Source organism: Pseudomonas sp. NPDC087346, assembly GCF_044744235.1.
In the GTDB taxonomy this organism is placed as follows: Bacteria; Pseudomonadota; Gammaproteobacteria; order Pseudomonadales; family Pseudomonadaceae; genus Aquipseudomonas.
Genome location: NZ_JBIUXX010000036.1, coordinates 1 through 23,734 on the forward strand (window position 1 = coordinate 1; position 23,734 = coordinate 23,734).

Consider the following 23,734-nt stretch of genomic DNA (forward strand, 5'->3'; position numbering starts at 1 on the left):
ATTGATGTCAATGCGATGGAGAAGCACGCCAACCAGTACATCTCGCAGCAAATCTTCAACATTCTGACGGCGCAGGCAGTCACGACTGACTACGACCAGAACTATTTCCGCCGCGCCGGGATCGACATCGGCGAAACCATTCGCCTGGATGCCAATGACCTGTTCATGAGTCTGGCCGGCCCGGTAGCGATTGCTTACGCCGAATCGGTAGTGCCGGAAACGCCGCCGCCGAGCAGCGACAAGTTCAAGGTGTTCGACAAAGAGCCGCAGCGTCTGAACATCGACGACCTGTTCTTCCGTTCGATTGACCTGCCGCACTTCAACAAAGTGACACAGGCTATCGAAGGCATCAGCCTGCTGCCGATCGAATCCAAGCGTTATCGTGCGTCGCTGGAGCAGTACAAGAATTCCGGTTACGACGCGGCGGCGCTGCACGACCTGCACTTCTTCAAGAACTGCTCGTCGGTGGTGTCGATTGTTTCGCTGCCGAAGGATTACAAGCTGTCGTACATGGACCTGAACCGGTTGAAAACTCACCTCAACAGCCTGTTCCCCAACACCACGCTAAAGCGTTACGCACTGGTGATCGGCGCCTCGGCCAACCTGTCGCTGACCACGCTGATCGCCAAGAGCCCGTGCCTGTCGGACGACTTCCTGACGCTGATCGTGGCCTTCATCAAGCGCTGCTTCGCGAAGAACCCGTACCGCTTCGATGACACGCTGGACAACTCGATCCTCGACTTCATCATCAACGAAGAATTCGACGAAGACCGTATCGACGACTTGCTGAATGAGTTCGAGAACCCGGCGAAGATCCTCGATACCAACTGGTATGCGATCAAACCGATGTACGAGAAGAAGTACCGCGAGCTGATCAACGACAAAGAGAAGTTTGTTTCGATCAACGACATTCGCCTGTCGCGCGATTGCGTTAAGAAGTCGATCAAGTACCTGCGCGAGATCTACCGTCACCGGATCGGCAAGACCAAGGTTATTTCGCTGAATAACCATACTGGCAAGTCGTTCACGGTCTGACCGAAGACCGCGTCATGGCAATCGCGAGCAGGCTCACTCCTACAGGGGAACGCATTTCACTGTAGGAGTGAGCCTGCTCGCGACGAGGTCCGTCCAGGCAATACAAATCCTGAGTTCGAGAACCCGGCGAAGATCCTCGATACCAACTGGTACGCGATCAAACCGATGTACGAGAAGAAATACCGCGAGCTGATCAACGACAAAGAGAAGTTTGTTTCGATCAACGACATTCGCCTGTCGCGCGATTGCGTTAAGAAGTCGATCAAGTACCTGCGCGAGATCTACCGTCACCGGATCGGCAAGACCAAGGTTATTTCGCTGAATAACCATACTGGGAAGTCGTTCACGGTCTGATCCGGAACCGAGTCGCCCCAATCGCTGGCAAGCCAGCTCCCACAGGTTTTGCGTCGATCACTAATGCTGTGTTCGGCACAAATACTGTGGGAGCTGGCTTGCCAGCGATGAGGCCCTTCAAAGCAATACAAAACTGACATTTCCAACATCCAGAAACAATTAAGCAGCCCGACGGCTGCTCAATAAACTGTTCCCGTTACGTTTACGTCACCGTGATGCCACCCGCGCCTGTGGTGTTTCTCTACGGCAACGTGCCATCACGCTACTCGGCTACACACTTTTCTCCGGCAAGCGCTCGCACCATCAAGGTGCATCACTTTCAGCGACTGCCCTTTCCTGGACCAGAATCCACGGCCTAACTACCACTGCCCACATCTGCGGATCGCGCTCGAAAAGATCCAGTGCCCGCGTTTCAGACAGCTTGCCAAGTTTGTCTTCGGCCAGCCAGGCGGCGACTTTCTCGCCTTCGTCCGACGCCACGGCCTCGGCGGCAGCGATCAAATCAAGGCTTGGGTCGACCCACAATAGGGCACCCTTGGCAAAGAACGGTTCCAGCTCCTTCCAGGTAATAGATGCGGTTTCACCAAGCAGCTTGGCATAGAGGGTGCTAGGTTCTTGATTCATGGGAGCTGTCCGGAAAAGAAATCGACGCGAATGATAACGTCGGTGGTCCGCCAGAAAAACCCGGTTGCAAATGGCTTTACCGAACGAAAAGAGCAGGAACGCCAAGGAATGCTGCTGATTGGGATATATACCCACGAACGCCCCGCCGCAATTCTGTCTTTTTCATTCAAAAATGCGACACCCCCAAGTTTTGCCCCTCGGCGCCCGCTTCCCAGGCTGACAACCGGCGCTCTACACTGTACCGGTACAGTTGCCGGGGGCATTTCCGGAGGGTATCGCAAAGATATCTGTCCCGGTTCTTGCTGCTACGGCGCCAGAACTCAAAAAAAATACAACAGTAAGAGTGGAGCACTATGACTAAGGCTACTAAGCAGATTTCCAAACTGTTTGCCGCTATGGTTCTGGCCGGGGTTGCCAGCCATTCGTTCGCAGCTGACACCATCAAGATCGGTATTGCCGGCCCTAAAACCGGCCCAGTAGCCCAATACGGCGACATGCAGTTCAGTGGCGCACGCATGGCCATTGAACAGATCAACGCCAAGGGCGGCGTCGACGGCAAGAAACTCGAAGCCGTTGAATACGACGATGCCTGCGATCCGAAACAAGCCGTAGCCGTAGCGAACAAGGTCGTCAACGACGGCGTCAAGTTCGTGGTCGGTCACCTGTGCTCCAGCTCCACTCAACCGGCTTCGGACATCTACGAAGACGAAGGCGTGATCATGATCACCCCGGCTGCCACCAGCCCGGACATCACCGCCCGTGGATACAAAATGATCTTCCGTACTATCGGTCTGGACAGCGCCCAGGGCCCTGCCGCCGGTAACTACATCGCCAAGTTCGTGAAGCCGAAAGTCGTCGCTGTTCTGCACGACAAACAGCAATACGGTGAAGGCATCGCCACCGCAGTCAAATCGACTCTGGAAAAAGATGGCGTGAAAGTCGCTGTGTTCGAAGGCATCAACGCCGGCGACAAGGACTTCTCCTCGATCATCGCCAAGCTCAAGCAAGCCAACGTCGACTTCGTCTACTACGGCGGCTACCACCCGGAGCTGGGTCTGATCCTGCGTCAATCGGCTGAAAAAGGCCTGAAAGCCAAGTTCATGGGTCCGGAAGGCGTGGGTAACGACTCCATCTCGCAGATTGCCAAGGACGCTTCCGAAGGCCTGCTGGTAACCCTGCCGAAATCCTTCGACCAGGACCCGGCCAACGTTGCTCTGGCTGATGCATTCAAGGCGAAGAAAGAAGACCCGAGCGGCCCGTTCGTGTTCCCTTCCTACTCGGCTGTTGAAGTGATTGCCGGCGGTATTGAAGCAGCCAAGAGCGAAGACGCTGCGAAAGTGGCTGCCGCCATCCACGCAGGCTCCTTCAAGACCCCTACCGGCGACCTGAGCTTCGACGCCAAGGGCGACCTGAAAGACTTCAAATTTGTGGTTTACGAGTGGCACTTCGGCAAACCAAAAACTGAAGTTTCGCCTCAGTAAGGCCCGGCCTGACTGACTGCCAATAAAGCCCACGGCGTGCCGTGGGCTTTGTTTTACGAATGTATGGGCCGCGCTGGCGTGATCCGCCAGTCTCCCCACCTGAAAATCTCAAAACCGTCATCAGCGGTTCGCTGGCAAAACCCGGATTCGAAGTGGATATAGATCCACGGGGCCGGGCGGGAAAATGACTCCACCAGTGAAATGCGTATCAGGTTTTTAGGAGCGTTGTAATGCCTGACATCTATCACTTCTTCCAGCAGCTGGTTAATGGTCTGACCATTGGCAGCACGTATGCCTTGATCGCCATCGGCTATACGATGGTTTACGGCATCATTGGAATGATCAACTTCGCCCACGGCGAGGTGTACATGATCGGTTCCTACGTGGCGTTCATCGCCATCGCCGGGCTGACCATGATGGGCCTCGACAGTGTTCCGCTGTTGATGACCGCCGCGTTCATCGCCAGCATCGTCGTCACCAGTTCCTATGGTTACAGCATCGAACGGATCGCCTACCGCCCCCTGCGCGGCAGCAACCGTCTGATCCCGCTGATTTCCGCCATCGGTATGTCGATCTTCTTGCAGAACACGGTTCTGCTCGCGCAAGACTCCAAGGACAAATCCATCCCCAACCTGATCCCCGGCAACATCTCCTTCGGGCCAGGTGGCGCACATGAAGTGCTGATTTCCTACATGCAGATCGTGGTGTTCGTGGTGACTCTGATCGCCATGCTCGGCCTGACGTTGTTCATCTCTCGCTCTCGTCTGGGTCGCGCCTGCCGCGCCTGCGCCGAAGACATCAAGATGGCCAACCTGCTCGGCATCAATACCAACAACATCATCGCCCTGACCTTCGTCATTGGTGCTGCGCTGGCGGCCGTTGCTGCTGTGCTGCTGAGCATGCAATACGGTGTGATCAACCCGAACGCCGGTTTCCTCGTCGGCCTCAAAGCCTTCACCGCTGCGGTACTCGGCGGCATCGGCAGCATCCCCGGCGCCATGCTCGGCGGGTTGGTGCTTGGGGTGGCGGAAGCCTTTGGTGCGGATATCTTCGGCGACCAGTACAAGGACGTCGTGGCTTTCGGCTTGTTGGTTCTGGTGCTGTTGTTCCGTCCGACCGGCATTCTGGGCCGTCCGGAGGTTGAGAAAGTATGACTAGGAATCTTAAACAGGCACTGTTCAGTGCCTTGCTGGTGTGGGCCGTGGCCTACCCGGTACTCGGTCTGAAACTGACCATCGTCGGCATCAACCTGGAAGTGCACAACACCAGCCCGACCATTCTGGCGACCATCGCCATCTGCTCGGTGCTGATGTTCCTGCGGGTGCTGTTCAACCAGCAGATCAGCAAGGCGTGGAAATCCTCGCCGGGACTGCCGTTGATCCCGGCCAAGGCCAGTAACTTCCTGACCCTGCCGACCACGCAACGCTACTTCATCATCGCGCTGATCGTGGGTGCGCTGGTGTGGCCGTTCTTCGGCTCGCGTGGTGCGGTGGATATCGCAACGCTGATCCTGATCTACGTGATGCTCGGCCTCGGCCTGAACATCGTGGTCGGTCTGGCCGGCCTGCTCGACCTCGGTTATGTCGGCTTCTACGCCGTCGGCGCTTACAGCTACGCGCTGTTGTCGCACTACTACGGCTTGAGCTTCTGGATCTGCCTGCCGATTGCCGGCCTGATGGCGGCGACGTTCGGCTTCCTGCTGGGCTTCCCGGTATTACGTCTGCGTGGTGACTATCTGGCGATTGTGACCCTCGGTTTCGGCGAGATCATCCGTCTGTTCCTGCGTAACCTGACCGATATCACGGGCGGTCCGAACGGTATCAGCAACATCGAGAAACCGACGTTCTTCGGCCTGACTTTCGAGCGTAAAGCTGCGGAAGGCATGCAGACGTTCCACGAATACTTCGGTCTGCAATACAACTCGATCAACAAGGTGATTTTCCTTTACCTGGTTGCGCTGTTGCTGGCGCTGGCTGCGCTGTTCGTCATCAACCGTCTGCTGCGCATGCCAATCGGCCGTGCGTGGGAAGCACTGCGTGAAGACGAAATCGCCTGCCGTGCACTGGGCCTCAATCCTACGATCATCAAACTGTCGGCCTTCACCCTCGGTGCAAGCTTCGCCGGTTTCGCCGGCAGCTTCTTCGCCGCCCGTCAGGGGCTGGTGACTCCGGAGTCGTTCACCTTCATCGAGTCGGCGATCATTCTCGCCATCGTCGTGCTGGGTGGCATGGGCTCGCAACTGGGCGTGATTCTCGCCGCCGTGGTGATGATCCTGCTGCCGGAAATGATGCGTGAGTTCAGTGAGTACCGCATGTTGATGTTCGGTGCCCTGATGGTATTGATGATGATCTGGCGTCCTCAAGGTCTGCTGCCGATGCAACGCCCACATATGGAGTTGCGAAAATGAGCCGCGAGATTCTTAAAGTTGAAAACCTGAGCATGCGCTTCGGCGGTTTGCTGGCGGTCAACGGCGTGGCCCTGACCGTGAAGGAAAAGCAGGTGGTTGCACTGATCGGGCCGAACGGCGCGGGCAAGACCACCGTGTTCAACTGCCTGACCGGTTTCTACCAGCCATCGGGCGGCACCATCCTCCTGGACGGCGAGCCGATTCAAGGCCTGCCGGGGCACAAGATCGCCCTCAAAGGCGTGGTGCGCACCTTTCAGAACGTGCGGTTGTTCAAGGACATGACGGCGGTCGAGAACCTGTTGATCGCTCAGCACCGTCACCTGAACACCAACTTCCTGGCCGGTCTGTTCAAGACCCCGTCGTTCCGCAAAAGCGAACGCGAGGCCATGGAGTTTGCCGAATACTGGCTGGAAAAGGTCAATCTGAAAGAGTTCGCCAACCGTACCGCCGGCACCCTGGCCTACGGTCAGCAACGGCGTCTGGAAATCGCCCGCTGCATGATGACGCGTCCGCGCATCCTCATGCTCGACGAACCGGCTGCCGGTCTGAACCCGAAGGAAACCGAAGACCTCAAGGCGCTGATCAGTGTGCTGCGCGAAGAACACAACGTGACCGTGCTGTTGATCGAACACGACATGAAACTGGTCATGAGCATTTCCGACCACATCGTCGTGATCAACCAGGGCACGCCTCTGGCCGACGGCACGCCGGATCAGATCCGCGACAATCCTGAAGTGATCAAAGCCTACCTGGGGGAAGCGTAAATGCTGCAATTCGAAAACGTTTCCACCTTCTACGGCAAGATCCAGGCCCTGCACAGCGTCAACGTCGAGATCAATCAGGGCGAAATCGTCACCCTGATCGGCGCCAACGGTGCCGGCAAGTCCACGCTGCTGATGACGCTCTGCGGTTCGCCGCAAGCCCACAGCGGCAGCATCCGTTACATGGGTGAGGAACTGGTCGGTCAGGACTCGTCGGTGATCATGCGCAAAAGCATTGCGGTGGTGCCGGAAGGTCGTCGGGTGTTTGCCCGTCTGACCGTGGAAGAGAACCTCGCCATGGGCGGATTCTTCACCGACAAGGGCGACTATCAGGAACAGATGGACAAGGTTCTCGAACTTTTCCCACGCCTGAAAGAACGCTTCGCCCAACGCGGCGGCACCATGTCCGGTGGCGAACAGCAAATGCTCGCCATCGGCCGTGCGCTGATGAGCAAACCGAAACTGCTGCTTCTCGACGAGCCATCGCTGGGTCTGGCACCGATCATCATCCAGCAGATCTTCGACATCATCGAACAGCTGCGCAAGGACGGTGTGACCGTGTTCCTGGTCGAGCAGAACGCCAACCAGGCGCTGAAAATCGCCGACCGCGCCTACGTTCTGGAGAACGGCCGGGTGGTGATGCAAGGCACTGGTGAAGCACTGCTGACCGACCCGAAAGTACGCGAGGCATACCTCGGCGGTTGATGGATTTCGCTGAACAAAAAAACGGCCTTCGGGCCTTTTTTTTGTCTATCGTAAACCTCCCTTCAGGCATTAGCATGCAAACGAACATAATCAATAGCCTGCTGCACAGTAGCGATTTTTTCGGCCTGCTCATCCGGAATTTCCATTCCAAACTCATCTTCAAGTGCCATGATTAATTCAACAGTATCCAAGGAGTCCGCGCCCAAATCATCTATAAAGCTGGAAGAATTTTTAAAATCCCTATCCAGCACTCCCAACTGCTCCGCAACAATTCTCTTCACTCTCACTTCCATCTCGTCCATATTAAAATCTCACTTTTACATTGTTTTGAGAGCTCGCTATGGCTCCCTGATAACAGAGCAACTTAGCAGCAGCCAGCCGTCTATCGATGACGATCAAGTCTGAAAGCTCTTTGAAGTCATCTTTCAACTTTTGAGCGGAGCGTCTCTTTCGAAGAAAGAACACCAAGTGTCTGCAGCACGTTGTTCATTGCATGAAGAACACCGATGTCCTCAAGGGTTGCCTTCTTATTGAGAATCCTGCGAAAGCAAAAGTAGATCCGCATCTCTCCCAACGCAGCACCGTCGTGAACCATGTCCTCATTCAGAATGATTTGAGCTTTTTCATTAATCTTGTTCTCCAGATAATCCTTCAACTCAGCCCTGGTCATACCTGCTCTCCTTGTTAAAAATCAGAGCTTGAATATATCCATGATGAGAACAGCTTCGCACCTGTCAGAAACAACAGGTTTTAATATCCATTCACTATCAGCAGTCAGCGCTTATTCTGATTGCTCAAACAACACGAATAATGATCAGCACTAAACATCGACTTTCAATACTTTTGGGTTTTTCTGACAATAAAAAACGGCCTTCGGGCCGTTTTTTATGCCTGTTTCAAACCTCCAGCCAACCAATATCCCCTGTGGGAGCCAGCCTGCTGGCGATAGCGGTGCGACATTCAACATCGATGTTGACTGTTCGATCGTTATCGCTGGCAGGCCAGCTCCCACATTGGAGAATTGCCCTCAAGCAAATGGCTCAGTACGGATTGCAGTGTTTTGCTACCGCTGTGGCTTGGTCAACGTATGGTCGTGCCGGCTCCAGGTTCCATTCAGGCTTGTTCCTCACCGGTTTGCCATCGAACGTCGCCGCCAGGTGACAGACCATCTGCCGACGCAGCGAGCCGCCATTGACGCTGTACTGCCGCCATTGCTGATCGTCTTTGTGCTTGTTGTACAACTCGGCAAACATGCGGTCGGTCTGGTCATCCTTGATCGCCCGGCCGCACGCGGTCGGCACCACTTGCAGCGACCAGGTGTTCGGCCCGAGTTCCGGATCGGGACGCTGTACCCAGGTGCTGGACTCGATGTACTTGTCACAGAACTTCGGTGCAGTCGGCGTCGCGGTCTGGACACAGGAGAAGCTGGCCTTGGCGACCGGGGTTTTCGGGAAGTCGATCTTGATGATGTTGCGATCCTTGCCGGTCTTGGCTTTGTAGTCGCGCTGATTGGCCATGGCATCGTTCAAACCGCGTTGATCGCTGTAGAAAAACGCCAGAACCGGTAGTTCGTCGGTTTTCGGATTGCCCAGACGCAGTTCGGTCTGAGTCTGAAACTCGCGGCTGTTGATGACTTTACGTGCGCCCATGAAGTTGCGAAAGGCATCCACGCGCTCCTTGCTGCTCATCGGATTGCGCATGTTGAAGCCGCATTGCAATTGGTCCTGCTGGCGGTTGTTGTTGAACTGGGTGAAGTGCGCAACCCAGGCATTCGGACTCAGGATCGGGGGTTTCATTGCCTGGCAGACAGCTTCGGCTGGCGCGGTGTTTTTGTTATCGCCACAGCCACGGTCATTGCGAAAATCGGTCCAGGCGTCGTTGGGGAACGCGCAATAAACATGTACCGGTGTTTCCGGGTCGCGCACCAGATCTCTCGGCGTAATCAGGTAGCCGTTCTGCGTGCTCATGCCGGGATCTTCATAACTGATACCGTCGGCACGCATATAGGACGCGGCAAACGTACCCAGCTCGATGGCTTTCGGGCTGGGATTCCAGACATCCCATTGCTGCCCTTTGGCCGGATCAGCACGGTGTGTGCCGCGAACCAGTAATCCAGAACAGTCCGATGCGGGGTCCTGACCACAACTGTCGACCGTGTTGTTGTACAGCGTTTCAACCTTTTTCAGCGTCTCTGCGCATGACTCCGCGTTGGCCCATGTCGCATGCGCCAACAGTGGCAACACGAGCAATGGAGCGAACCTGTTCAGACCTTTGTTCATGGCTTGCATCTCCTTGATTAGCCAAACACACCTTCAACGTGCGACCGGGTTGCAACCCGCAGCCTTGGTCTCGCTATCCGACAACGCTGGCCGGAACGGCTCCAGATTCCACGGCGTCTTGTTGCGGTAATTGACCAGCACGCAGCCCAATTGCTGGCGCATGCTGCCGGCCGCTGTTTCGTTGTCGCGCCAGTTGCTGTCAGCGCCCTTGAGCGCGAACAACTGGTCATACAGAGCCGCGAGCTGCTCGTTGGGCAAGGCGCGGCCCGCCGCCGTGGGCACGATGCTCAGGGACCATTCATCCTTACCGGTGCCGGGGTCGTAACGCTTGATCCAGTCGGCAGAGGCAATGTATTGCGGCGCCTGAACCGGCAGCGGATTGCAGCCGGCCTTGGCCGATTCCTGCGCGCTGACATTGGGCCGGAACGGCTCCAGATTCCATTCGGTCTTGCCCGGATAGTTCTGGATCAGGCAGCTCAGTTGTCCGCGCATGCTGCCCGCCGACTTCTCGTTGTCGCGCCACTGGCTGTCGGCGCCACGCAGGGCGAACAGCTCTTTGTACAAGGCGTCCTGATCGCTGGCCTGAATTGCTTTGCCTTGGGCGGTTGGCGTGATTTTCAGCGACCATTCGTTTTTCTTGCTGCCCGGGTCGTAACGTTCGATCCACACCGCTTCAGCGATGTATTTCTGCGCCGGTGTCGCGGGGGTCGGCTGCGCGCCGCCCGCTGTCGTCAGATCTATCGCCTGATCGGCAGCGACATAGCTGAAACGCTGTTCCGCAGGCTTGGTGAAATCCAGCCGCAGGATCGGCACGCTGTAGCCCTGCGCCTGAAGTTTCTTCTGAAAGCTGCGTGCGCTGTTCAGGCCGTTTTCCGGTTTCGGTGGCGCCTGATCACCGCGCGTGGCGAAGTTCTGCGTGCTGTTGACGTTGTAGATAAAGGCATCGATGTACTTCATGTTTTCACTGCCATCGTTAGTTGCGGTGGCGTTCTTCAACATGAACTCGTTGACCTGGGCGCTGTAGGAGAAAGGGTCTTTGTTGGTGGTGGTCGGGCGGGATTCGTGAACCCGGATCATCGCGTGCCAGTCGCTGGGTTTTTCCGCGTTAAAGGAACACTGGCCGTACTGAATCGGCCCTTTCATCAGGCCGGTGTATTTCTGCGTCCACTGCTCGGCAGTGCTCACCCCGGCCTCCGCGCAAGTGCCGTAAGCCAACGCGGCATTGCGGTTGTTCATCACGCCCTGGGCTGCACGGGGTGGCTCGCGACTGTCAAAGAATCCGCAGCCATACCATTTGCGCTCGGGCCCGGTGCCGCCATCGAAAGCGTAGATGCAGGTGAAGCCCTGCTCCTTGACCGGCAGGTTAAGCGCAGCCGCATCGGTGGGTGTTCGCAGGATCAAACCGGCCGGGTGAATAAGAATCTTCGTGCTCAGGTCCTTGCGAATCCACGAGTAGGAAGTTGCGCCGATCTTGATCGCGTAAGGACTGTAATCCCACGGATTGAACGGCCCGTCGTTGACCATGCGCAAGGTCACGCCGCTGCAATAGTAGAGACCGCGTGCCGCGCCGGTATCGGGTTCCTGGCAAGTGTCCTTGAGGGTGTTGTAGTTGTTGTTGATTCGTTTGAGCGTGTCCAGCGGATCAACTTGCGTCTGCGCGCAAACCGTACCGAACAGCAAGGGCAGCGTGCAGGCGAGAGCAAAAGATGAAGTCCTGCGCAAAAGCACAGCGGAGGCTGAGCGATCCTTCTTCATGAGATACCGTCCTGGTAAATCGGCCTGTGAGAGGGGCCGTTGAAATGACTATAGAACACCCTGTTGGAGCTGCCGTTGGCTGCGATCTTTTGATCTTGAAAAACAAAATCAAAAGATCGCAGCCTGCGGCAGCTCCTACCCGTTTTGCGTTTTTCTGAAAAAAGTTCGGGGGGCGTTGTAACGCTTTGCTTTGTGCTTTCTCTAGTGGGGTAAGCAAGCGCAAATCGCTTGTACAAACCCTGACTGAAACCGGAGAAACATCATGACTGCTACCACTCGCACCCTGTCCGCCACCGCCCTGGTTCTGGCCCTCGGTTCTGCTCTGAGCATCGCCGCCGTTTCCACCGCCCACGCCGCTGACGACATGGAAAAATGCTTCGGCGTGGCCATGAAAGGTCACAACGATTGCGCCGCAGGTGCAGGCACCACGTGTGCCGGCACCGCGAAAATGGATTTCCAGCCAAATGCCTGGAAACTCGTTCCGAAAGGCACCTGCGGGACCACCGAAAGCAAGACTTCGCCGACCGGTTTCGGTCAGATGGAAGCCTTCAAAGCCAAGTCCTGATAGTCGGTCTGCCTGAGTGACGATCATGTTCACAGCCAACGACCACGCCCGGCCCCGCACTCAGGCAGCCCTCACCGGGCTCCCGCCCCGTGCCGGGCTGGGGCTCAAAACCGGGCACTTTCGTGAAGTGCTGGGTACACAACCGGACATCGGCTTTTTCGAAGTCCACGCCGAAAACTACATGGTTGCCGGCGGCCCGTTTCATCATTTTCTCGGTCTGATCCGCGAGCAATATCCGCTGTCGCTGCATGGCGTTGGCCTGTCCATCGGTGCTGAAGGGCCGCTGGATATGCACCATCTGCAGCGCCTCGCCGAGTTGATCGACCGCTATCAACCGCAATCCTTTTCCGAACATCTGGCGTGGTCGAGCCACGGCCCGGTGTTCCTCAATGATTTGCTGCCCCTGGCCTATGACGCACCGACCCTGAGTCGCGTCTGCGACCACATCGATCAGGTGCAGAACACCCTGAAACGCCCGATGCTGCTGGAGAACCCGGCGACTTATCTGGCGTTCCAGCGCTCGACCATCGATGAGGCGCAGTTCATCAGCGAGGTAATCCGCCGCACTGGCTGTGGGCTGTTGCTGGACGTCAACAATGTCTACGTGTCGTGCATCAACCATCAACGCGATCCGCTGACCTACCTTGATTCGCTGCCCTTGCACGCCGTTGGCGAGATTCATCTGGCCGGGTTTGCCGAAGATTCCGACAGCCTCGGCGACCGCTTGCTGATCGACGATCATGGCGCGCCAATCGATCAGGCAGTCTGGGCGCTGTATCAGCAGGCACTGCAACGTACGGGCCCAATGGCGACGCTGATCGAGCGCGACAATCAGGTGCCAGCCTTCAACGTATTGCTGGCCGAGGCGCGGCAGGCTGATGAGTTGTTGCTGTGCGCCGGGGGTCAATCATGAGCACTCAAGCCGCGTTTGCCGCCGCCCTGCTCGACACCCGCCTGCCATGCCCCGAAGGCCTGTACAGCGCCAACGGCGCCGATCCCGACAGCCGATTTTCCGTCTACCGCAACAATGTGCAGAGTTCGCTGATCAACGCGCTGGCGGACAGCTATCCAGTCGTCGCGCAGTTGGTAGGCGAGGAGTTTTTCCGCGCGATGGCCGCAATCTTCATCCAGAGCCAACCGCCGCAAACTCCGCTGATGAGCAACTACGGCGATGCTTTGGCGACTTTCATTGCGGCCTTCGAACCAGCCGCCAGCGTGCCGTATCTGGCCGACGTTGCACGACTCGAACGCCTGCGCACCCTCGCCTATCACGCCGCTGATGCAAACCCGGTACACCCGGAACAGATCAGCGCCGCCCTCGCCGATCCACAAGCGCTGAGCGAACTGAGCGTTGAGCTTCACCCCTCGTTGTACTTGCTCGATTCGGCCTACGCCGTGGTCGCGATCTGGGCCGCGCATCAGCAAGACGCATCGTTGGCGCAGGTCGATGTGAACCTCGGCCAACATGCGCTGGTGCTGCGCAACGAGCTGGATGTCGAGGTGTTTGCCCTCGATCACGGCGCCAGTGTGTTTATCCGTCACTTGCTCGCTGGTCAGCCGTTGCTGGCCGCCGTGCAAGCCAGCCCGCCATTCGATCTGAGCCAGACTCTGGCGTTACTGATCGCCCGCAACGCCATCACCCACTTGAACAACAAGGTATCGCCATGAACAACCTCATCACTCGCGCCATTGCCCTGCTGGAAATGATCCCGCGCAGTCTGATTGCCTTCATCGCGCGATTCTCGATTGCCGCGGTGTTCTGGAAGTCCGGGCAGACCAAGGTCGAAGGCTTGGCCATCGATTTGATCGACGGCACCTTTCAGGTTGGCTGGCCGCGCCTGGCGGACTCGACCATTCCGCTGTTCAAAAGTGAATACCATGTGCCGCTGCTGTCACCGGAAGTCGCCGCGCACATGGCGGCGTTCGCCGAGCACTTCTTCCCGATCCTGATTCTGGTTGGCTTCGCCACGCGCTTTTCCGCACTGGCATTGCTCGGCATGACCCTGACGATCCAGATATTCGTCTACCCGGATGCCTATCCGACCCACGGCACCTGGGCGGCGGTGTTGCTGTACCTGATGACCACCGGGCCGGGCAAGCTGTCGATCGATCACCTGATTGCCAAACGCTACAACCATTGAGGTCAACAGGGTTAGCGTTGCAGTCTGTCCAATGCCTCGCCGCTGCGCTTGAACCAGCCGATCAGATAGTCCGCCAGCACCTGCGTGCGCTTGGGCAAACCGCCCTGATACGGGTGCACCAGATACATTGGCATGCGACGGGTCTGATAATCGCGCAGGAGCCAGCGCAATCGTCCGTCGGCCAATTCCGTTTGCAACAGGTAAGACGGCAACCGGGCGATCCCTGCGTCGGCGAGCGCAGCCTTTTTCAGCAGGTTGTAATGGTTACTGGCGAACGGCCCGGACACCCTCACCCGCAGCAATTCGTGCTGCTGGTGATACAACCACTCTTCGCGACCGCTGTAATGGCTGTTGAGCAAGCATCGGTGTTCGGCCAGCGCCTGCGGCGTCAGCGGCTCACCGAAACGTTCCAGATAGGCCGGGCTGGCGCAGGTCATTTCCTGCCACGCCAACAGCGGCTTGGCCACCAGCCGCTCGTCATTGGCCACCTCGGAGCGGATCGCCAGATCGAAGCCGTCCCGCGACAGGTCGCGATAGCTGTTGTTCAGTTCCAGTTCGATCTGCACCTCGGGGTACTGCTGCGAAAACTCCAGCAGCAAGCCGTCGAAGAAGGTTTCCCCCAGCGATACCGGAACCGTCATACGCACGGGGCCGGCCATGTCGTCCTTCAGCCGCGCCAATGCCTGACGCGCCCGTTCCACCTGGACTACAAGGGCCTGCGCTTGCGGCAACAATGCTGCGCCGGCAGCGGTCAGGCTCAAACGCCGGGTCGTACGTTGCAGCAGCACCACGGAAAATCGTGCCTCCAGTTGGCTGATGCGCTTGGACAACTGGCCCTTGCTGCACCCCAATTGCTGCGCCGCCAGGGTGAAACTGCCGGCTTCGATCAACACGGCGAACGCCGCGAGGTCATCCATTTCGCTCATGGATTGTTTCCATTTGAAAACCAAAGGTTGCCTATTAGTGCGCTTATCCGCAGGAAAAACCACTCTAGACTGAAACCTCGTTCAATCACTCGAGGTACAGCACGATGAAAATTCTGTTGATCGGCGCCAGCGGCACCATCGGTTCGGCGGTAGACAAAGAGCTGTCGCAACGTCACGAAGTCATTCGTATCGGTCGCACCAGCGGCGATTTCCAGGTGGATATCAGCGACAGCGCGTCGATCCGCAAATTGTTCGAACAGACCGGCAAGTTCGACGCACTGGTTTGCGCCGCCGGCAAAGTTACCTTCGCCGCGCTTGGCGAGATGACCACCGACAGCTTCACCCTCGGCCTGAATGACAAGCTGATGGGCCAGGTTAACCTGCTGCTGATCGGCCGTGAGTTCGCCAACGATGGTGCTTCGTTCACCTTCACCACTGGCGTGCTCAGCCACGACCCGATCCGCACCGGCGCCTCGGCCGCGCTGGTCAATGGCGCCCTCGACAGCTTCGTGCGCTCCGCCGCCATCGAATTGCCGCGTGGCCTGCGAATCAACTCGGTCAGCCCGACGGTGATCCTGGAAGCGATGGGCAGTTACGCCCCGTATTTCCGTGGTTACAAACCGGTTTCTGCAGCGGATGCGGCGCTGGCCTACGCAAAAAGTGTCGAAGGCCTGCAAACCGGTCAGACTTTTCACGTGGGCTAAACCCTTGTGATGAACGGTCAGCCTGCGTAACGTGGCGGCACTTGTCTGGAGAGCCGAAGATGCGTGTTGCCCGTTCGTTGATCGTTGTTGCCCTGCTGCCGTTGTTTGCCGCCTGCCAATTGCTCGATGGCCCGCGGGAAAGCGCTTCCCATGTCGGGCAAACCCGGATGCAGGGGCAACTGACCGCAGCCGACGGCAAACTGGTGTTCCAGTCCTGCGGGGAACAGCGCCAGTACGTGGTCAACGACATCGGCGGCACCAGCGTGCTGCAGGAAGCCGCCAGCCTGGCGGATCAACAGGGCAAGTTGTTCGCCGATGTTCGCGGCAAGATCGTCGGTGATCGCCTCGATCTGACTCAGCTGTATCGGGTCGAGCGTTCCGGCACCGCTTGCGACGATGCCAACTTCAAACTGCTGATCCTGCGCGCTGCCGGTCACGGTCCGGAATGGAATGTGAAAGTCAGCGGCAAAGGCCTGGTCATCGACCGCGAAGGCCAACCGCCACTCGCCGTGCCTTATGTCGAAGAACAATTGGGCGACGGTCGCTTCAATCTCAGCTCAGAAGCCAACAACCAGCGAATCGAACTCTGGGTCGCGCCGCAGCGTTGCGTCGACAGCAACACCGGCAGCGTGCAGCACATGAGCGCCGAGTTGCGTATCGACGGCAAGGTGCAGCGTGGTTGCGGGTACTTCGGTGGATCGCGTAACGACTGAGTTTTTAGCCTCACCAAATCCGGGCTTTGCGGCTTATAATCGCGGCCTTAAAACGCCCTGGCGCAGTTGTGCGCCCCGCGAACCCGGACCCCCGCCATGTTACGAATTACTGAACTCAAGCTGCCAATCGACCATCCCGAAGAAGACCTGCGCGTCGCCATCGTGCAACGCCTGGGCATCGCCAGCGATGATTTGCTCGATTTCACCTTGTTCAAGCGCAGCTACGACGCGCGCAAAAAGTCCTCTGAACTGTGCTTCATCTACACCATCGACCTCAACGTGCGCGATGAGGCCAAAGTGTTGGGCAAGTTCGCCGACGACCGTAACGTCAACGTGGCGCCGGATGTCAGCTACAAATACGTCGGCCAGGCGCCGGCCGATCAGAGCGAGCGGCCAATCGTCGTCGGCTTCGGCCCGTGCGGGATCTTCGCCGGCCTGCTGCTGGCGCAAATGGGCTTCAAGCCGATCATCCTCGAACGCGGCACCGAAGTTCGCCAGCGCACCAAGGACACTTGGGGCCTGTGGCGCAAAAGTGTGCTCAACCCTGAATCCAACGTGCAGTTCGGCGAAGGCGGCGCGGGAACGTTCTCCGACGGCAAGCTCTACAGCCAGATCAAGGACCCGAAATTCCTTGGCCGCAAAGTGCTGCACGAGTTCGTCAAGGCCGGCGCGCCGGAAGAAATCCTCTACGTCAGCAAGCCGCACATCGGTACTTTCCGTCTGACCGGTATGGTCGAAGCGATGCGCGAAGAAATCCGCGCACTGGGCGGTGAAGTGCGCTTCCAGGAGCGCGTCAACGACGTGCAGATCGAAGACGGCCAAGTGGTCGGCGTCGAACTGGCAAGTGGCGAAATCCTCAAGTCGAAGCACGTGGTTCTGGCCCTCGGCCACAGCGCCCGCGACACTTTCCGCATGCTGCACAGCCGTGGCGTGTTCATGGAAGCCAAACCGTTCTCGGTGGGTTTCCGTATCGAACACCCGCAATCGCTGATCGACCGTGCGCGTCTGGGCAAGTACGCCGGCCACCCGAAACTGGGTGCCGCCGACTACAAACTGGTGCACCACGCCAAGAACGGCCGTTCGGTCTACAGCTTCTGCATGTGCCCGGGCGGCACCGTGGTGGCGGCGACTTCCGAGCCGAATCGCGTGGTCACCAACGGCATGAGCCAATATTCGCGTAACGAGCGCAATGCCAACTCCGGCATCGTCGTTGGCATCACTCCGGAAGTCGATTATCCGGGCGGCCCGCTGGCCGGGATCGAGTTGCAGGAACGTCTGGAATCCCACGCGTTCATTCTCGGCGGCAGCGACTACAAGGCCCCGGCGCAACTGGTCGGCGACTTCATCAATGACATCCCGTCGGTGGAAATCGGCGAAGTGGAACCGTCCTACAAACCGGGCGTGGCATTGGGCGACTTGTCCCTGGCATTGCCGGACTTCGCCATCGAAGCGATTCGTGAAGCGTTGCCGGCGTTCGAGAAGCAGATTCGCGGTTATTCGCTGCACGATGCAGTGTTGACCGGGATCGAGACGCGCACTTCGTCGCCACTGCGGATCACTCGTGATGAAACACTGCAGAGCATGAACGTGAAGGGCTTGTTCCCGGCCGGTGAAGGCGCGGGTTATGCGGGCGGGATTCTGTCGGCGGGTGTTGACGGGATTCGCATTGCTGAAGCCGTGGCGCGCAACATCCTCGGCCTGGAAGCTTAAGGCACTACAAAACCCTGTGGGAGCGGGCTTGCCCGCGATGACGGATTCAGCCTCAACATTGATGTTGACTGACCCTCCGCCATCGCGGGCAAGCCCGGCTCCCACAGGTTTACTCAGTGTCTGGAAGTTTCAGATATTGGCGCGTAATACACTGGTAGGCAGAAGCTCACCGCGTTCGGCACTCGCTGCCACTGCCGCAATCAAGCCATCCAGTTCATATCCCTGGGCCTTGAGCCAATCCTGATCGTAATAGGTGTCGGCATAACGCTCGCCGCCATCGCACAGAATCGCCACGATCGACCCTGACTCCCCCGCCGCTTTCATCTGCTGCGCCGCCATCAAGGCGCCGATCAGATTGGTCCCGCTCGAACCGCCGACATTGCGGCCCAGACGCTGCGCCAGATAATGCATGGCCGCCAGCGACAAGGCGTCCGGCACCTTGACCATCGCATCGATCACCTTCGGCAGGAACGACGCTTCCACTCGTGGCCGGCCGATCCCTTCGATCCGCGAGCCGCAGTCCAGACGCAGACTGGCGTCACCGGTCTGGTAGTAGTCGAAAAATACCGAACGCTCGGCATCGGCACACAGCACACGCGTGCAGTGCTGGCGATAACGCACGTAACGACCGAGGGTTGCGGTGGTGCCGCCGGTTCCGGGGCTGGAAATCAGCCAGCTCGGCTCGGGATGCTGCTCGAAACGCATCTGCTGGAAGATCGACTCCGCAATATTGTTGTTCGCCCGCCAGTCGGTGGCGCGTTCGGCGTAGGTGAACTGGTCGATAAAATGACCGTCATGCTCACGGGCCAGACGCTCGGATTCGGCGTAGATCTGCGTTGGATCGTTGACCAGATGGCTCTTGCCACCATAGAAGGCGATCTGGGCGATTTTCTCTTTCGAGGTGGTCGCCGGCATCACCGCAATGAACGGCAAGCCAAGCATGCGGGCGAAATACGCTTCCGAGATCGCCGTCGAACCGCTGGACGCCTCGATCACCGGCGCGCCGGGTTTGAGCCAGCCGTTACACAAGGCGTAGAGAAACAGCGAGCGCGCCAGCCGATGCTTGAGGCTGCCGGTCGGGTGGCTGGATTCATCCTTGAAGTACAACTCGATGCCCGCAAAGCCCGGCAGCGGCAAGGGGATCAGGTGAGTGTCGGCGCTGCGCTGGAAATCCGCCTCAATGATGCGGATGGCTTCGCGGGCCCACTGTCGGTTGTCGCTCATGGTGATGATCTCGTTGAATCGGGCAGGAATCGCCTTGGTCGCAGGCTCAGCCGACAAGCTTAGGAAAAAACCTACATCCCTCACAGATACAGCTGAGGTTCAATATATCCATCAACTGCTAGGCTCTGCTGCATCGGCCTTCAACGTCTTGTAACGGTATATAACAAAATAGAATATAACTTTTGTTTTAACAACTAACGGTACGGGTTAGGGTGTTCCACCTTTTGCCTTATCGATGGAGAGCGACCTTGCCTCTGCGTAGCACTTTCACGCGTTTCTTTCAGTTGGAAGCTGCCAGCGGTCTGTTATTGATCGCCGCGGCCATTCTGGCTTTGATCATCAACAACTCGCCGCTGTCATGGCTCTACACCGGCCTGCTCGACACTCCAGTAGTCGCGCAGATCGGCGCGTTGAAGATCGCCAAACCCCTGCTGCTGTGGATCAACGACGGCCTGATGGCGCTGTTCTTCCTGCTGATCGGCCTCGAAGTGAAGCGCGAAGTCCTCGACGGTCAGTTGTCGAAACCCTCGCAGATCGTCCTGCCCGGTGCAGCGGCCATCGGCGGCATGGTCGTGCCGGCGCTGATCTACTGGTTCCTCAATCGTGACAATCCGCCAGCCCTCGACGGCTGGGCGATTCCGACCGCCACCGACATCGCCTTCGCCCTCGGCGTACTGGCCCTGTTGGGCAAGCGTGTGCCGGTGTCGCTGAAGCTGTTCCTGATGACTTTGGCGATCATCGATGACCTTGGCGCCATCGTGATCATCGCGATCTTCTACTCCGGCGAACTTTCGACCCTGTCGCTGGGCCTCGCGGCAGCGTGCATCGCGGCACTGATCGGCATGAATCGCCTCGGGGTGGTCAAGCTCGGGCCGTACATGATCGTTGGCCTGATCCTCTGGGTGTGCGTCCTCAAGAGCGGTGTCCATGCGACGCTGGCCGGTGTGACCCTGGCCTTCTGCATCCCGCTGCGCACGAAAAACGCCGAGCCTTCGCCGTCGCTGACTCTCGAACACGCGCTGCATCCATGGGTGGCTTACGGCATCCTGCCGCTGTTCGCCTTCGCCAACGCCGGCCTGTCCCTGAGTGGCGTCACCGTCGAAAGCTTCACCCACTACGTGCCGATGGGCATCGCTGTCGGCCTGCTGCTGGGCAAGATGGTCGGCGTGTTCGGCCTGACCTGGCTGGCCGTGAAAACCGGCATCGCCACCCTGCCGCAAGGCGCCAACTGGGGTCAGGTGCTGGGTGTAGCGATTCTCTGCGGTATCGGCTTCACCATGAGCCTGTTCGTCGGTTCCCTGGCCTTCGAGCCGGGCGTCAGCGAATACGCCGGGATGGACCGGATGGGGATTCTGACCGGCTCGATTCTCGCGGCACTGATCGGCTACGCCGTGACGGCAGCAGCGAGTCGCAAGAACACCCTGCAGGCAAACTAAGCTCGCTTACCCCTCCCCGGGCGCTTCTTCCTCGATGGAAGCGCCTTGATCATCCGCGTGGTTCGATCGCTCTGTCGATTGCGCCACGCAGATTGCCAATGATCGCTGATACGCCTCCAACACCGCCTCCGCGTCGGACTGACGCTCATCACGCAAACGAAAGAAATCATCGCGACCCAGTTCGTTTTCGACCAGCCGCACGTTCTCCCGAATGATCGCGCACTCATCCTGCTCCTCACCGGCACTGGCCCTGGAGTCCTTCAATTGCTGTTGCATGAGTGTTATTCGCTTGTCGGCTTCACTGACTTTCTCAACGGCGATAGTTAGCTCGGCACCGAGGCTGCGTTGCTGGCCGGACAGTGCATCGTTCTCTGCCGTCAGCTGTTTGATCTGATCCACGTATTCGGCCAGACGCCGGTTTTGCTGCTCAGTGGTGGTCTGCAACGGACTCAACTCGATCAGCTTGTAACCGGCAATCCCGGTCAACGCAGTCATGGCCAACGTCAGCAGGGTCAGGCACAGCACTGCTGTGTTGTTAGGCGCCGAGGCTGCAGGGTTTTGGGAGTGGGTGGGCGTGCTCATAAACCTTCGCAGTTGCTTTGCAATCGGCCGAAAATTCTAGCGATGCAGGCCCGCACGTGGCTTTAGGACGATTCCGATTTCAGCGCCAGTTACCCGATGAGTGAAGCGCTGGCGAACTATCCCCACAACTTTGACGACTCGTCCTACAGCCATATTTCGGCCCTTTGGTTAACGTCTTTCAGCCCTGTTTTCAGGGCTCGAGTGGACGAACGAAAGGACAATCAGTGGCAGGCCACAAGGACATCCCCCGGGTTTCCAACCCACCGGCAGGCGACGGGCATCTCGTTACCCACCGCTTCATGACCGCCACCGAATTGGCCGCACGGGACGCGCGCCAGGACGCCTACGACGCGATGCTGGCCCGCCAGGACGCTTTCGAACGCAGCCGCGAAGTGACGGTGAAAAAAGCTGAAACCGAGCGCGCCGGATGCGTGTTCGCCAAGTCCTGCAAATTGCCGGACGCCATCATTGATTACTCGAATCCTGCGGGGATGGTGCCGACCGACAGCCTGAAGGACTACGGCGATCTAATTCTGCTCGGTGCCCGCGAGGCTGACGCAAATGGCGCCGTGCCCCTGAAGAAAATCAGCGGCAGCGCGATACCGGTCGGGTTTGGCAGCTTCGCGCTGGGCGGTGCGGCGTTTGAAGCCTTGCCCGTGGTCGCCGCCAGCACCGCTGCCGCCACTCTGGCGGGATTGCTCGCGCTGTTCATCCCCTCAAACCTGGGCGACAGCGCGCTCTACACCGACGAGCAATTGCGTGCACTGAAACAGGCTCGCACCCGCGTACGTCTGCGGGTCGAGCAGCAGGCCGATGGCAGTCTCAAGGGTTACGGTTTCTACACCGGCAACAACCGTGACTGGGAAATGGTCGATGTCGTGCAGTTCGGCTTGCGCGGCAGCCAATACGTCGCTGACCTGGGCGAAGGTGTCGAACTGATCTGGACACCGGCAGTGGATGGCTCGGACATCCTCGGCATTCCTGCGCTGGAAGCTGCTCCGCAGACGCCGCATATCTGGGTGTATCCGCCAACGAAAGCGGCTGACGGGATTTTGGTGAATCCGGTTTATCCGCCGGAGTATCGGGATTTCATTCTGGTGTTTCCGGTGGGGTCGGGGGTCCGGCCTCTGTACATCGTGCTCAACACCTCACGCAAAGGCTTACCGTCTGCGGGACATAGCTACCATCAGCCGCCGAAAACAGAGCAAATAACGGCATTTCCAGGCCTTATAAAAGTAAAAGACAAGAATCCTGTACAAGGCGGTGGTGGACTCCGCAAGCGCTGGACGGATTCGAAGGGACGGATCATTTACGAGTGGGATTCAATGCATGGCGAGCTGGAAATTTATCGAGCAAGCGATGGAGCTCATGCAGGAGCTTTTGACCCTTATACGGGGGAGCGGCGCGAAGATCCTATAGACAAAAGAAACATCAGAAAAAAATACTTGTGAGGAAATGATGGGACTGGAACTGAGACTGGAGTGGTACGACAAAGCAACCCATGAATGCGAAGGCGAGGAGTCGTCAAGGGACCTGGGTGATGATGAGTCTGTCCTGAATGCCTTGGGCATCCCGGTGGAGGGCAACATAAACAATGGTAGCTTCAATGTTATCGAAAAGTGGGTTGCTACCATTCAGCCCTACTTTCAACATGACATTGCTCTGAGCACCTACGACTATCAAATTTCGTTTGATTACAGTGACAACTGATAGAACTGTCCAATCGTTAACAAAAAACCCCGACCAGCTCAGCTGATCGGGGTTTTCTTTACCGCTCGTTCTCGCTTAGTGCGAAACGCGGCTGGTCCCGCCAACGGTGGAGATGCGTACACGCTCACCCACGCGGAACACTTCGTTTTCCTGAACCTGTTGTACGTAGGCGCGCATGCTGCCGTCGTCTTCACGGACAGTGATTTCCACGCCCTGGGTGCGGGTCAGGCCTTCTTCAGTGGCCGAACCGATCAGACCGCCGGCCACGGCGCCGATCACTGCAGCAACGATGCTGCCTTTGCCGCCACCGATGGCGCTGCCGCCAACGCCGCCGACCGCTGCACCAGCGATGCCGCCGATTGGGGTTTTGGTGCCTTCGATTTTCACCGGACGCAGGGATTCGATGGTGCCCATGCGAATCGTCTGCACGCGACGTGCTTCGTCACGGGAGTAGGAGTCACCGGTCAGGCTCGATTGGCAGCCGGTAAGCAACATCGCCATCGTGGAAAAGGAAGCAACAAGCAGAACAGACTTACGCATAGCATCAACTCCAAAAGAACAGATATTCATTAAACTCCGCAGCTTGACGCCTGTCACGGCGCCGCCCGGATAAAATTGGTTT

General features: G+C 58.1%; 24 protein-coding genes and 2 pseudogenes. 17 read left to right on the plus strand and 9 right to left on the minus strand.

Going from position 1 to position 23,734, the window contains the following annotated elements; all coding sequences use genetic code 11:
- Nucleotides 1-1,035, plus strand: a pseudogene (locus ACIOZM_RS20160) (hypothetical protein); the annotation flags it as partial.
- Nucleotides 1,036-1,146: 111 nt separating this feature from the next.
- Nucleotides 1,147-1,389, plus strand: a pseudogene (locus ACIOZM_RS20165) (hypothetical protein); the annotation flags it as partial.
- A 303-nt stretch (nt 1,390-1,692) separates the two neighbouring features.
- On the opposite strand, the gene ACIOZM_RS20170 reads toward ACIOZM_RS20165, so the two are convergent.
- Nucleotides 1,693-2,013 carry a DUF2288 domain-containing protein gene (locus ACIOZM_RS20170; RefSeq protein WP_401216548.1) on the minus strand — a complete coding sequence of 107 codons (321 nt, stop codon included), beginning with the start codon at nt 2,011-2,013 and terminating at the stop codon, nt 1,693-1,695.
- Between the two features lie 353 nt (nt 2,014-2,366).
- Here ACIOZM_RS20170 and ACIOZM_RS20175 point away from each other — a divergent pair, with 353 nt between their 5' ends.
- The 5 genes from ACIOZM_RS20175 (at nt 2,367) to ACIOZM_RS20195 (ending at nt 7,367) form a co-directional block, all read left to right on the plus strand.
- Entirely contained in the window at nt 2,367-3,494 is a 1,128-nt protein-coding gene (locus ACIOZM_RS20175; RefSeq protein ID WP_401216549.1) for a branched-chain amino acid ABC transporter substrate-binding protein, read from the plus strand.
- A 230-nt stretch (nt 3,495-3,724) separates the two neighbouring features.
- Nucleotides 3,725-4,648, plus strand: a complete 924-nt coding sequence (livH, locus tag ACIOZM_RS20180) for a high-affinity branched-chain amino acid ABC transporter permease LivH (protein WP_401216550.1) — start codon at nt 3,725-3,727, stop codon at nt 4,646-4,648.
- Nucleotides 4,645-5,901, plus strand: coding sequence for a high-affinity branched-chain amino acid ABC transporter permease LivM (locus tag ACIOZM_RS20185; protein WP_401216551.1), 1,257 nt, complete (start codon nt 4,645-4,647; stop codon nt 5,899-5,901). Before livH ends, ACIOZM_RS20185 begins: the two co-directional genes overlap by 4 nt.
- A complete protein-coding gene (gene livG, locus ACIOZM_RS20190; RefSeq protein ID WP_401216553.1) occupies nt 5,898-6,665 on the plus strand; it encodes a high-affinity branched-chain amino acid ABC transporter ATP-binding protein LivG in 768 nt (255 codons plus the stop codon). The genes ACIOZM_RS20185 and livG overlap by 4 nt, the downstream gene beginning before the upstream one ends.
- Complete coding sequence (locus tag ACIOZM_RS20195) at nt 6,666-7,367, plus strand: ABC transporter ATP-binding protein (protein WP_401216554.1); 702 nt, start codon at nt 6,666-6,668, stop codon at nt 7,365-7,367.
- Nucleotides 7,368-7,429: 62 nt separating this feature from the next.
- On the opposite strand, the gene acpP is transcribed toward ACIOZM_RS20195, so the two are convergent.
- The 4 genes from acpP to ACIOZM_RS20215 form a co-directional block, all read right to left on the minus strand.
- Nucleotides 7,430-7,669: an acyl carrier protein gene (gene acpP, locus ACIOZM_RS20200; RefSeq protein WP_401216556.1), complete on the minus strand. Its 240-nt coding sequence runs from the start codon at nt 7,667-7,669 to the stop codon at nt 7,430-7,432.
- Nucleotides 7,670-7,785: 116 nt separating this feature from the next.
- Nucleotides 7,786-8,037 (minus strand): hypothetical protein, encoded by a 252-nt coding sequence (locus ACIOZM_RS20205; RefSeq protein ID WP_401216558.1) that lies wholly within the window; start codon nt 8,035-8,037, stop codon nt 7,786-7,788.
- A 370-nt stretch (nt 8,038-8,407) separates the two neighbouring features.
- Nucleotides 8,408-9,646, minus strand: a complete 1,239-nt coding sequence (locus tag ACIOZM_RS20210; RefSeq protein ID WP_401216560.1) for a DUF2599 domain-containing protein — start codon at nt 9,644-9,646, stop codon at nt 8,408-8,410.
- Between the two features lie 33 nt (nt 9,647-9,679).
- Entirely contained in the window at nt 9,680-11,401 is a 1,722-nt protein-coding gene (locus ACIOZM_RS20215) for a DUF2599 domain-containing protein (protein ID WP_401216561.1), read from the minus strand.
- A gap of 262 nt (nt 11,402-11,663) precedes the next feature.
- Here ACIOZM_RS20215 and ACIOZM_RS20220 point away from each other — a divergent pair, with 262 nt between their 5' ends.
- From ACIOZM_RS20220 to ACIOZM_RS20235, 4 genes are read left to right on the plus strand one after another with little or no spacing between them, the layout of a single operon-like run.
- Complete coding sequence (locus ACIOZM_RS20220) at nt 11,664-11,966, plus strand: DUF2282 domain-containing protein (protein ID WP_401216563.1); 303 nt, start codon at nt 11,664-11,666, stop codon at nt 11,964-11,966.
- Nucleotides 11,967-11,991: 25 nt separating this feature from the next.
- The gene (locus ACIOZM_RS20225) at nt 11,992-12,879 is read left to right on the plus strand and encodes a DUF692 domain-containing protein (protein WP_401216565.1); all 888 of its coding nucleotides are present in this window, start codon (nt 11,992-11,994) and stop codon (nt 12,877-12,879) included.
- Nucleotides 12,876-13,634 (plus strand): DUF2063 domain-containing protein, encoded by a 759-nt coding sequence (locus ACIOZM_RS20230; RefSeq protein ID WP_401216567.1) that lies wholly within the window; start codon nt 12,876-12,878, stop codon nt 13,632-13,634. The genes ACIOZM_RS20225 and ACIOZM_RS20230 overlap by 4 nt, the downstream gene beginning before the upstream one ends.
- Nucleotides 13,631-14,107 (plus strand): DoxX family protein, encoded by a 477-nt coding sequence (locus tag ACIOZM_RS20235; protein ID WP_401216569.1) that lies wholly within the window; start codon nt 13,631-13,633, stop codon nt 14,105-14,107. Before ACIOZM_RS20230 ends, ACIOZM_RS20235 begins: the two co-directional genes overlap by 4 nt.
- Before the next feature lie 11 nt (nt 14,108-14,118).
- Here the strand turns inward: ACIOZM_RS20235 and ACIOZM_RS20240 are convergent, their stop codons facing one another.
- On the minus strand, nt 14,119-15,033 hold the full coding sequence (locus ACIOZM_RS20240; RefSeq protein ID WP_401216571.1) for a LysR family transcriptional regulator: 915 nt from the start codon (nt 15,031-15,033) through the stop codon (nt 14,119-14,121).
- Nucleotides 15,034-15,137: 104 nt separating this feature from the next.
- On the opposite strand from ACIOZM_RS20240, the gene ACIOZM_RS20245 reads away from it, so the two are divergent.
- The 3 genes from ACIOZM_RS20245 (at nt 15,138) to ACIOZM_RS20255 (ending at nt 18,160) form a co-directional block, all read left to right on the plus strand.
- Nucleotides 15,138-15,737: a short chain dehydrogenase gene (locus tag ACIOZM_RS20245; protein WP_401216572.1), complete on the plus strand. Its 600-nt coding sequence runs from the start codon at nt 15,138-15,140 to the stop codon at nt 15,735-15,737.
- Nucleotides 15,738-15,796: 59 nt separating this feature from the next.
- A complete protein-coding gene (locus tag ACIOZM_RS20250) occupies nt 15,797-16,450 on the plus strand; it encodes a COG3650 family protein (RefSeq protein ID WP_401216574.1) in 654 nt (217 codons plus the stop codon).
- A 96-nt stretch (nt 16,451-16,546) separates the two neighbouring features.
- Nucleotides 16,547-18,160, plus strand: a complete 1,614-nt coding sequence (locus ACIOZM_RS20255) for an NAD(P)/FAD-dependent oxidoreductase (protein ID WP_401216576.1) — start codon at nt 16,547-16,549, stop codon at nt 18,158-18,160.
- Nucleotides 18,161-18,289: 129 nt separating this feature from the next.
- On the opposite strand, the gene ACIOZM_RS20260 is transcribed toward ACIOZM_RS20255, so the two are convergent.
- Nucleotides 18,290-19,384, minus strand: coding sequence for a PLP-dependent cysteine synthase family protein (locus tag ACIOZM_RS20260; RefSeq protein WP_401216578.1), 1,095 nt, complete (start codon nt 19,382-19,384; stop codon nt 18,290-18,292).
- A 248-nt stretch (nt 19,385-19,632) separates the two neighbouring features.
- On the opposite strand from ACIOZM_RS20260, the gene nhaA reads away from it, so the two are divergent.
- Complete coding sequence (gene nhaA, locus ACIOZM_RS20265) at nt 19,633-20,820, plus strand: Na+/H+ antiporter NhaA (RefSeq protein WP_401216580.1); 1,188 nt, start codon at nt 19,633-19,635, stop codon at nt 20,818-20,820.
- Between the two features lie 6 nt (nt 20,821-20,826).
- Here the strand turns inward: nhaA and ACIOZM_RS20270 are convergent, their stop codons facing one another.
- Nucleotides 20,827-21,402 (minus strand): hypothetical protein, encoded by a 576-nt coding sequence (locus tag ACIOZM_RS20270; RefSeq protein ID WP_401216581.1) that lies wholly within the window; start codon nt 21,400-21,402, stop codon nt 20,827-20,829.
- Between the two features lie 224 nt (nt 21,403-21,626).
- On the opposite strand from ACIOZM_RS20270, the gene ACIOZM_RS20275 reads away from it, so the two are divergent.
- Together ACIOZM_RS20275 and ACIOZM_RS20280 are read left to right on the plus strand one after the other, a co-directional pair.
- Nucleotides 21,627-22,853: an S-type pyocin domain-containing protein gene (locus ACIOZM_RS20275; RefSeq protein WP_401216583.1), complete on the plus strand. Its 1,227-nt coding sequence runs from the start codon at nt 21,627-21,629 to the stop codon at nt 22,851-22,853.
- 4 nt (nt 22,854-22,857) lie between these two features.
- Nucleotides 22,858-23,112, plus strand: a complete 255-nt coding sequence (locus tag ACIOZM_RS20280; RefSeq protein ID WP_401216585.1) for a colicin E3-like toxin immunity protein — start codon at nt 22,858-22,860, stop codon at nt 23,110-23,112.
- A 75-nt stretch (nt 23,113-23,187) separates the two neighbouring features.
- On the opposite strand, the gene ACIOZM_RS20285 is transcribed toward ACIOZM_RS20280, so the two are convergent.
- Nucleotides 23,188-23,652, minus strand: a complete 465-nt coding sequence (locus tag ACIOZM_RS20285; protein ID WP_008086349.1) for a glycine zipper 2TM domain-containing protein — start codon at nt 23,650-23,652, stop codon at nt 23,188-23,190.
- Nucleotides 23,653-23,734: the final 82 nt, after the last annotated feature.

Coding starts and splice junctions, on each gene's coding strand:
- ACIOZM_RS20170 (WP_401216548.1), bottom strand. CDS start 2,013: ATGAATCAAGAACCTAGCACCCTCTATGCCAAGCTGCTTGGTGAAACC.
- ACIOZM_RS20175 (WP_401216549.1), top strand. CDS start 2,367: ATGACTAAGGCTACTAAGCAGATTTCCAAACTGTTTGCCGCTATGGTT.
- livH (WP_401216550.1), top strand. CDS start 3,725: ATGCCTGACATCTATCACTTCTTCCAGCAGCTGGTTAATGGTCTGACC.
- ACIOZM_RS20185 (WP_401216551.1), top strand. CDS start 4,645: ATGACTAGGAATCTTAAACAGGCACTGTTCAGTGCCTTGCTGGTGTGG.
- livG (WP_401216553.1), top strand. CDS start 5,898: ATGAGCCGCGAGATTCTTAAAGTTGAAAACCTGAGCATGCGCTTCGGC.
- ACIOZM_RS20195 (WP_401216554.1), top strand. CDS start 6,666: ATGCTGCAATTCGAAAACGTTTCCACCTTCTACGGCAAGATCCAGGCC.
- acpP (WP_401216556.1), bottom strand. CDS start 7,669: ATGGACGAGATGGAAGTGAGAGTGAAGAGAATTGTTGCGGAGCAGTTG.
- ACIOZM_RS20205 (WP_401216558.1), bottom strand. CDS start 8,037: ATGACCAGGGCTGAGTTGAAGGATTATCTGGAGAACAAGATTAATGAA.
- ACIOZM_RS20210 (WP_401216560.1), bottom strand. CDS start 9,646: ATGAACAAAGGTCTGAACAGGTTCGCTCCATTGCTCGTGTTGCCACTG.
- ACIOZM_RS20215 (WP_401216561.1), bottom strand. CDS start 11,401: ATGAAGAAGGATCGCTCAGCCTCCGCTGTGCTTTTGCGCAGGACTTCA.
- ACIOZM_RS20220 (WP_401216563.1), top strand. CDS start 11,664: ATGACTGCTACCACTCGCACCCTGTCCGCCACCGCCCTGGTTCTGGCC.
- ACIOZM_RS20225 (WP_401216565.1), top strand. CDS start 11,992: ATGTTCACAGCCAACGACCACGCCCGGCCCCGCACTCAGGCAGCCCTC.
- ACIOZM_RS20230 (WP_401216567.1), top strand. CDS start 12,876: ATGAGCACTCAAGCCGCGTTTGCCGCCGCCCTGCTCGACACCCGCCTG.
- ACIOZM_RS20235 (WP_401216569.1), top strand. CDS start 13,631: ATGAACAACCTCATCACTCGCGCCATTGCCCTGCTGGAAATGATCCCG.
- ACIOZM_RS20240 (WP_401216571.1), bottom strand. CDS start 15,033: ATGAGCGAAATGGATGACCTCGCGGCGTTCGCCGTGTTGATCGAAGCC.
- ACIOZM_RS20245 (WP_401216572.1), top strand. CDS start 15,138: ATGAAAATTCTGTTGATCGGCGCCAGCGGCACCATCGGTTCGGCGGTA.
- ACIOZM_RS20250 (WP_401216574.1), top strand. CDS start 15,797: ATGCGTGTTGCCCGTTCGTTGATCGTTGTTGCCCTGCTGCCGTTGTTT.
- ACIOZM_RS20255 (WP_401216576.1), top strand. CDS start 16,547: ATGTTACGAATTACTGAACTCAAGCTGCCAATCGACCATCCCGAAGAA.
- ACIOZM_RS20260 (WP_401216578.1), bottom strand. CDS start 19,384: ATGAGCGACAACCGACAGTGGGCCCGCGAAGCCATCCGCATCATTGAG.
- ACIOZM_RS20270 (WP_401216581.1), bottom strand. CDS start 21,402: ATGAGCACGCCCACCCACTCCCAAAACCCTGCAGCCTCGGCGCCTAAC.
- ACIOZM_RS20280 (WP_401216585.1), top strand. CDS start 22,858: ATGATGGGACTGGAACTGAGACTGGAGTGGTACGACAAAGCAACCCAT.
- ACIOZM_RS20285 (WP_008086349.1), bottom strand. CDS start 23,652: ATGCGTAAGTCTGTTCTGCTTGTTGCTTCCTTTTCCACGATGGCGATG.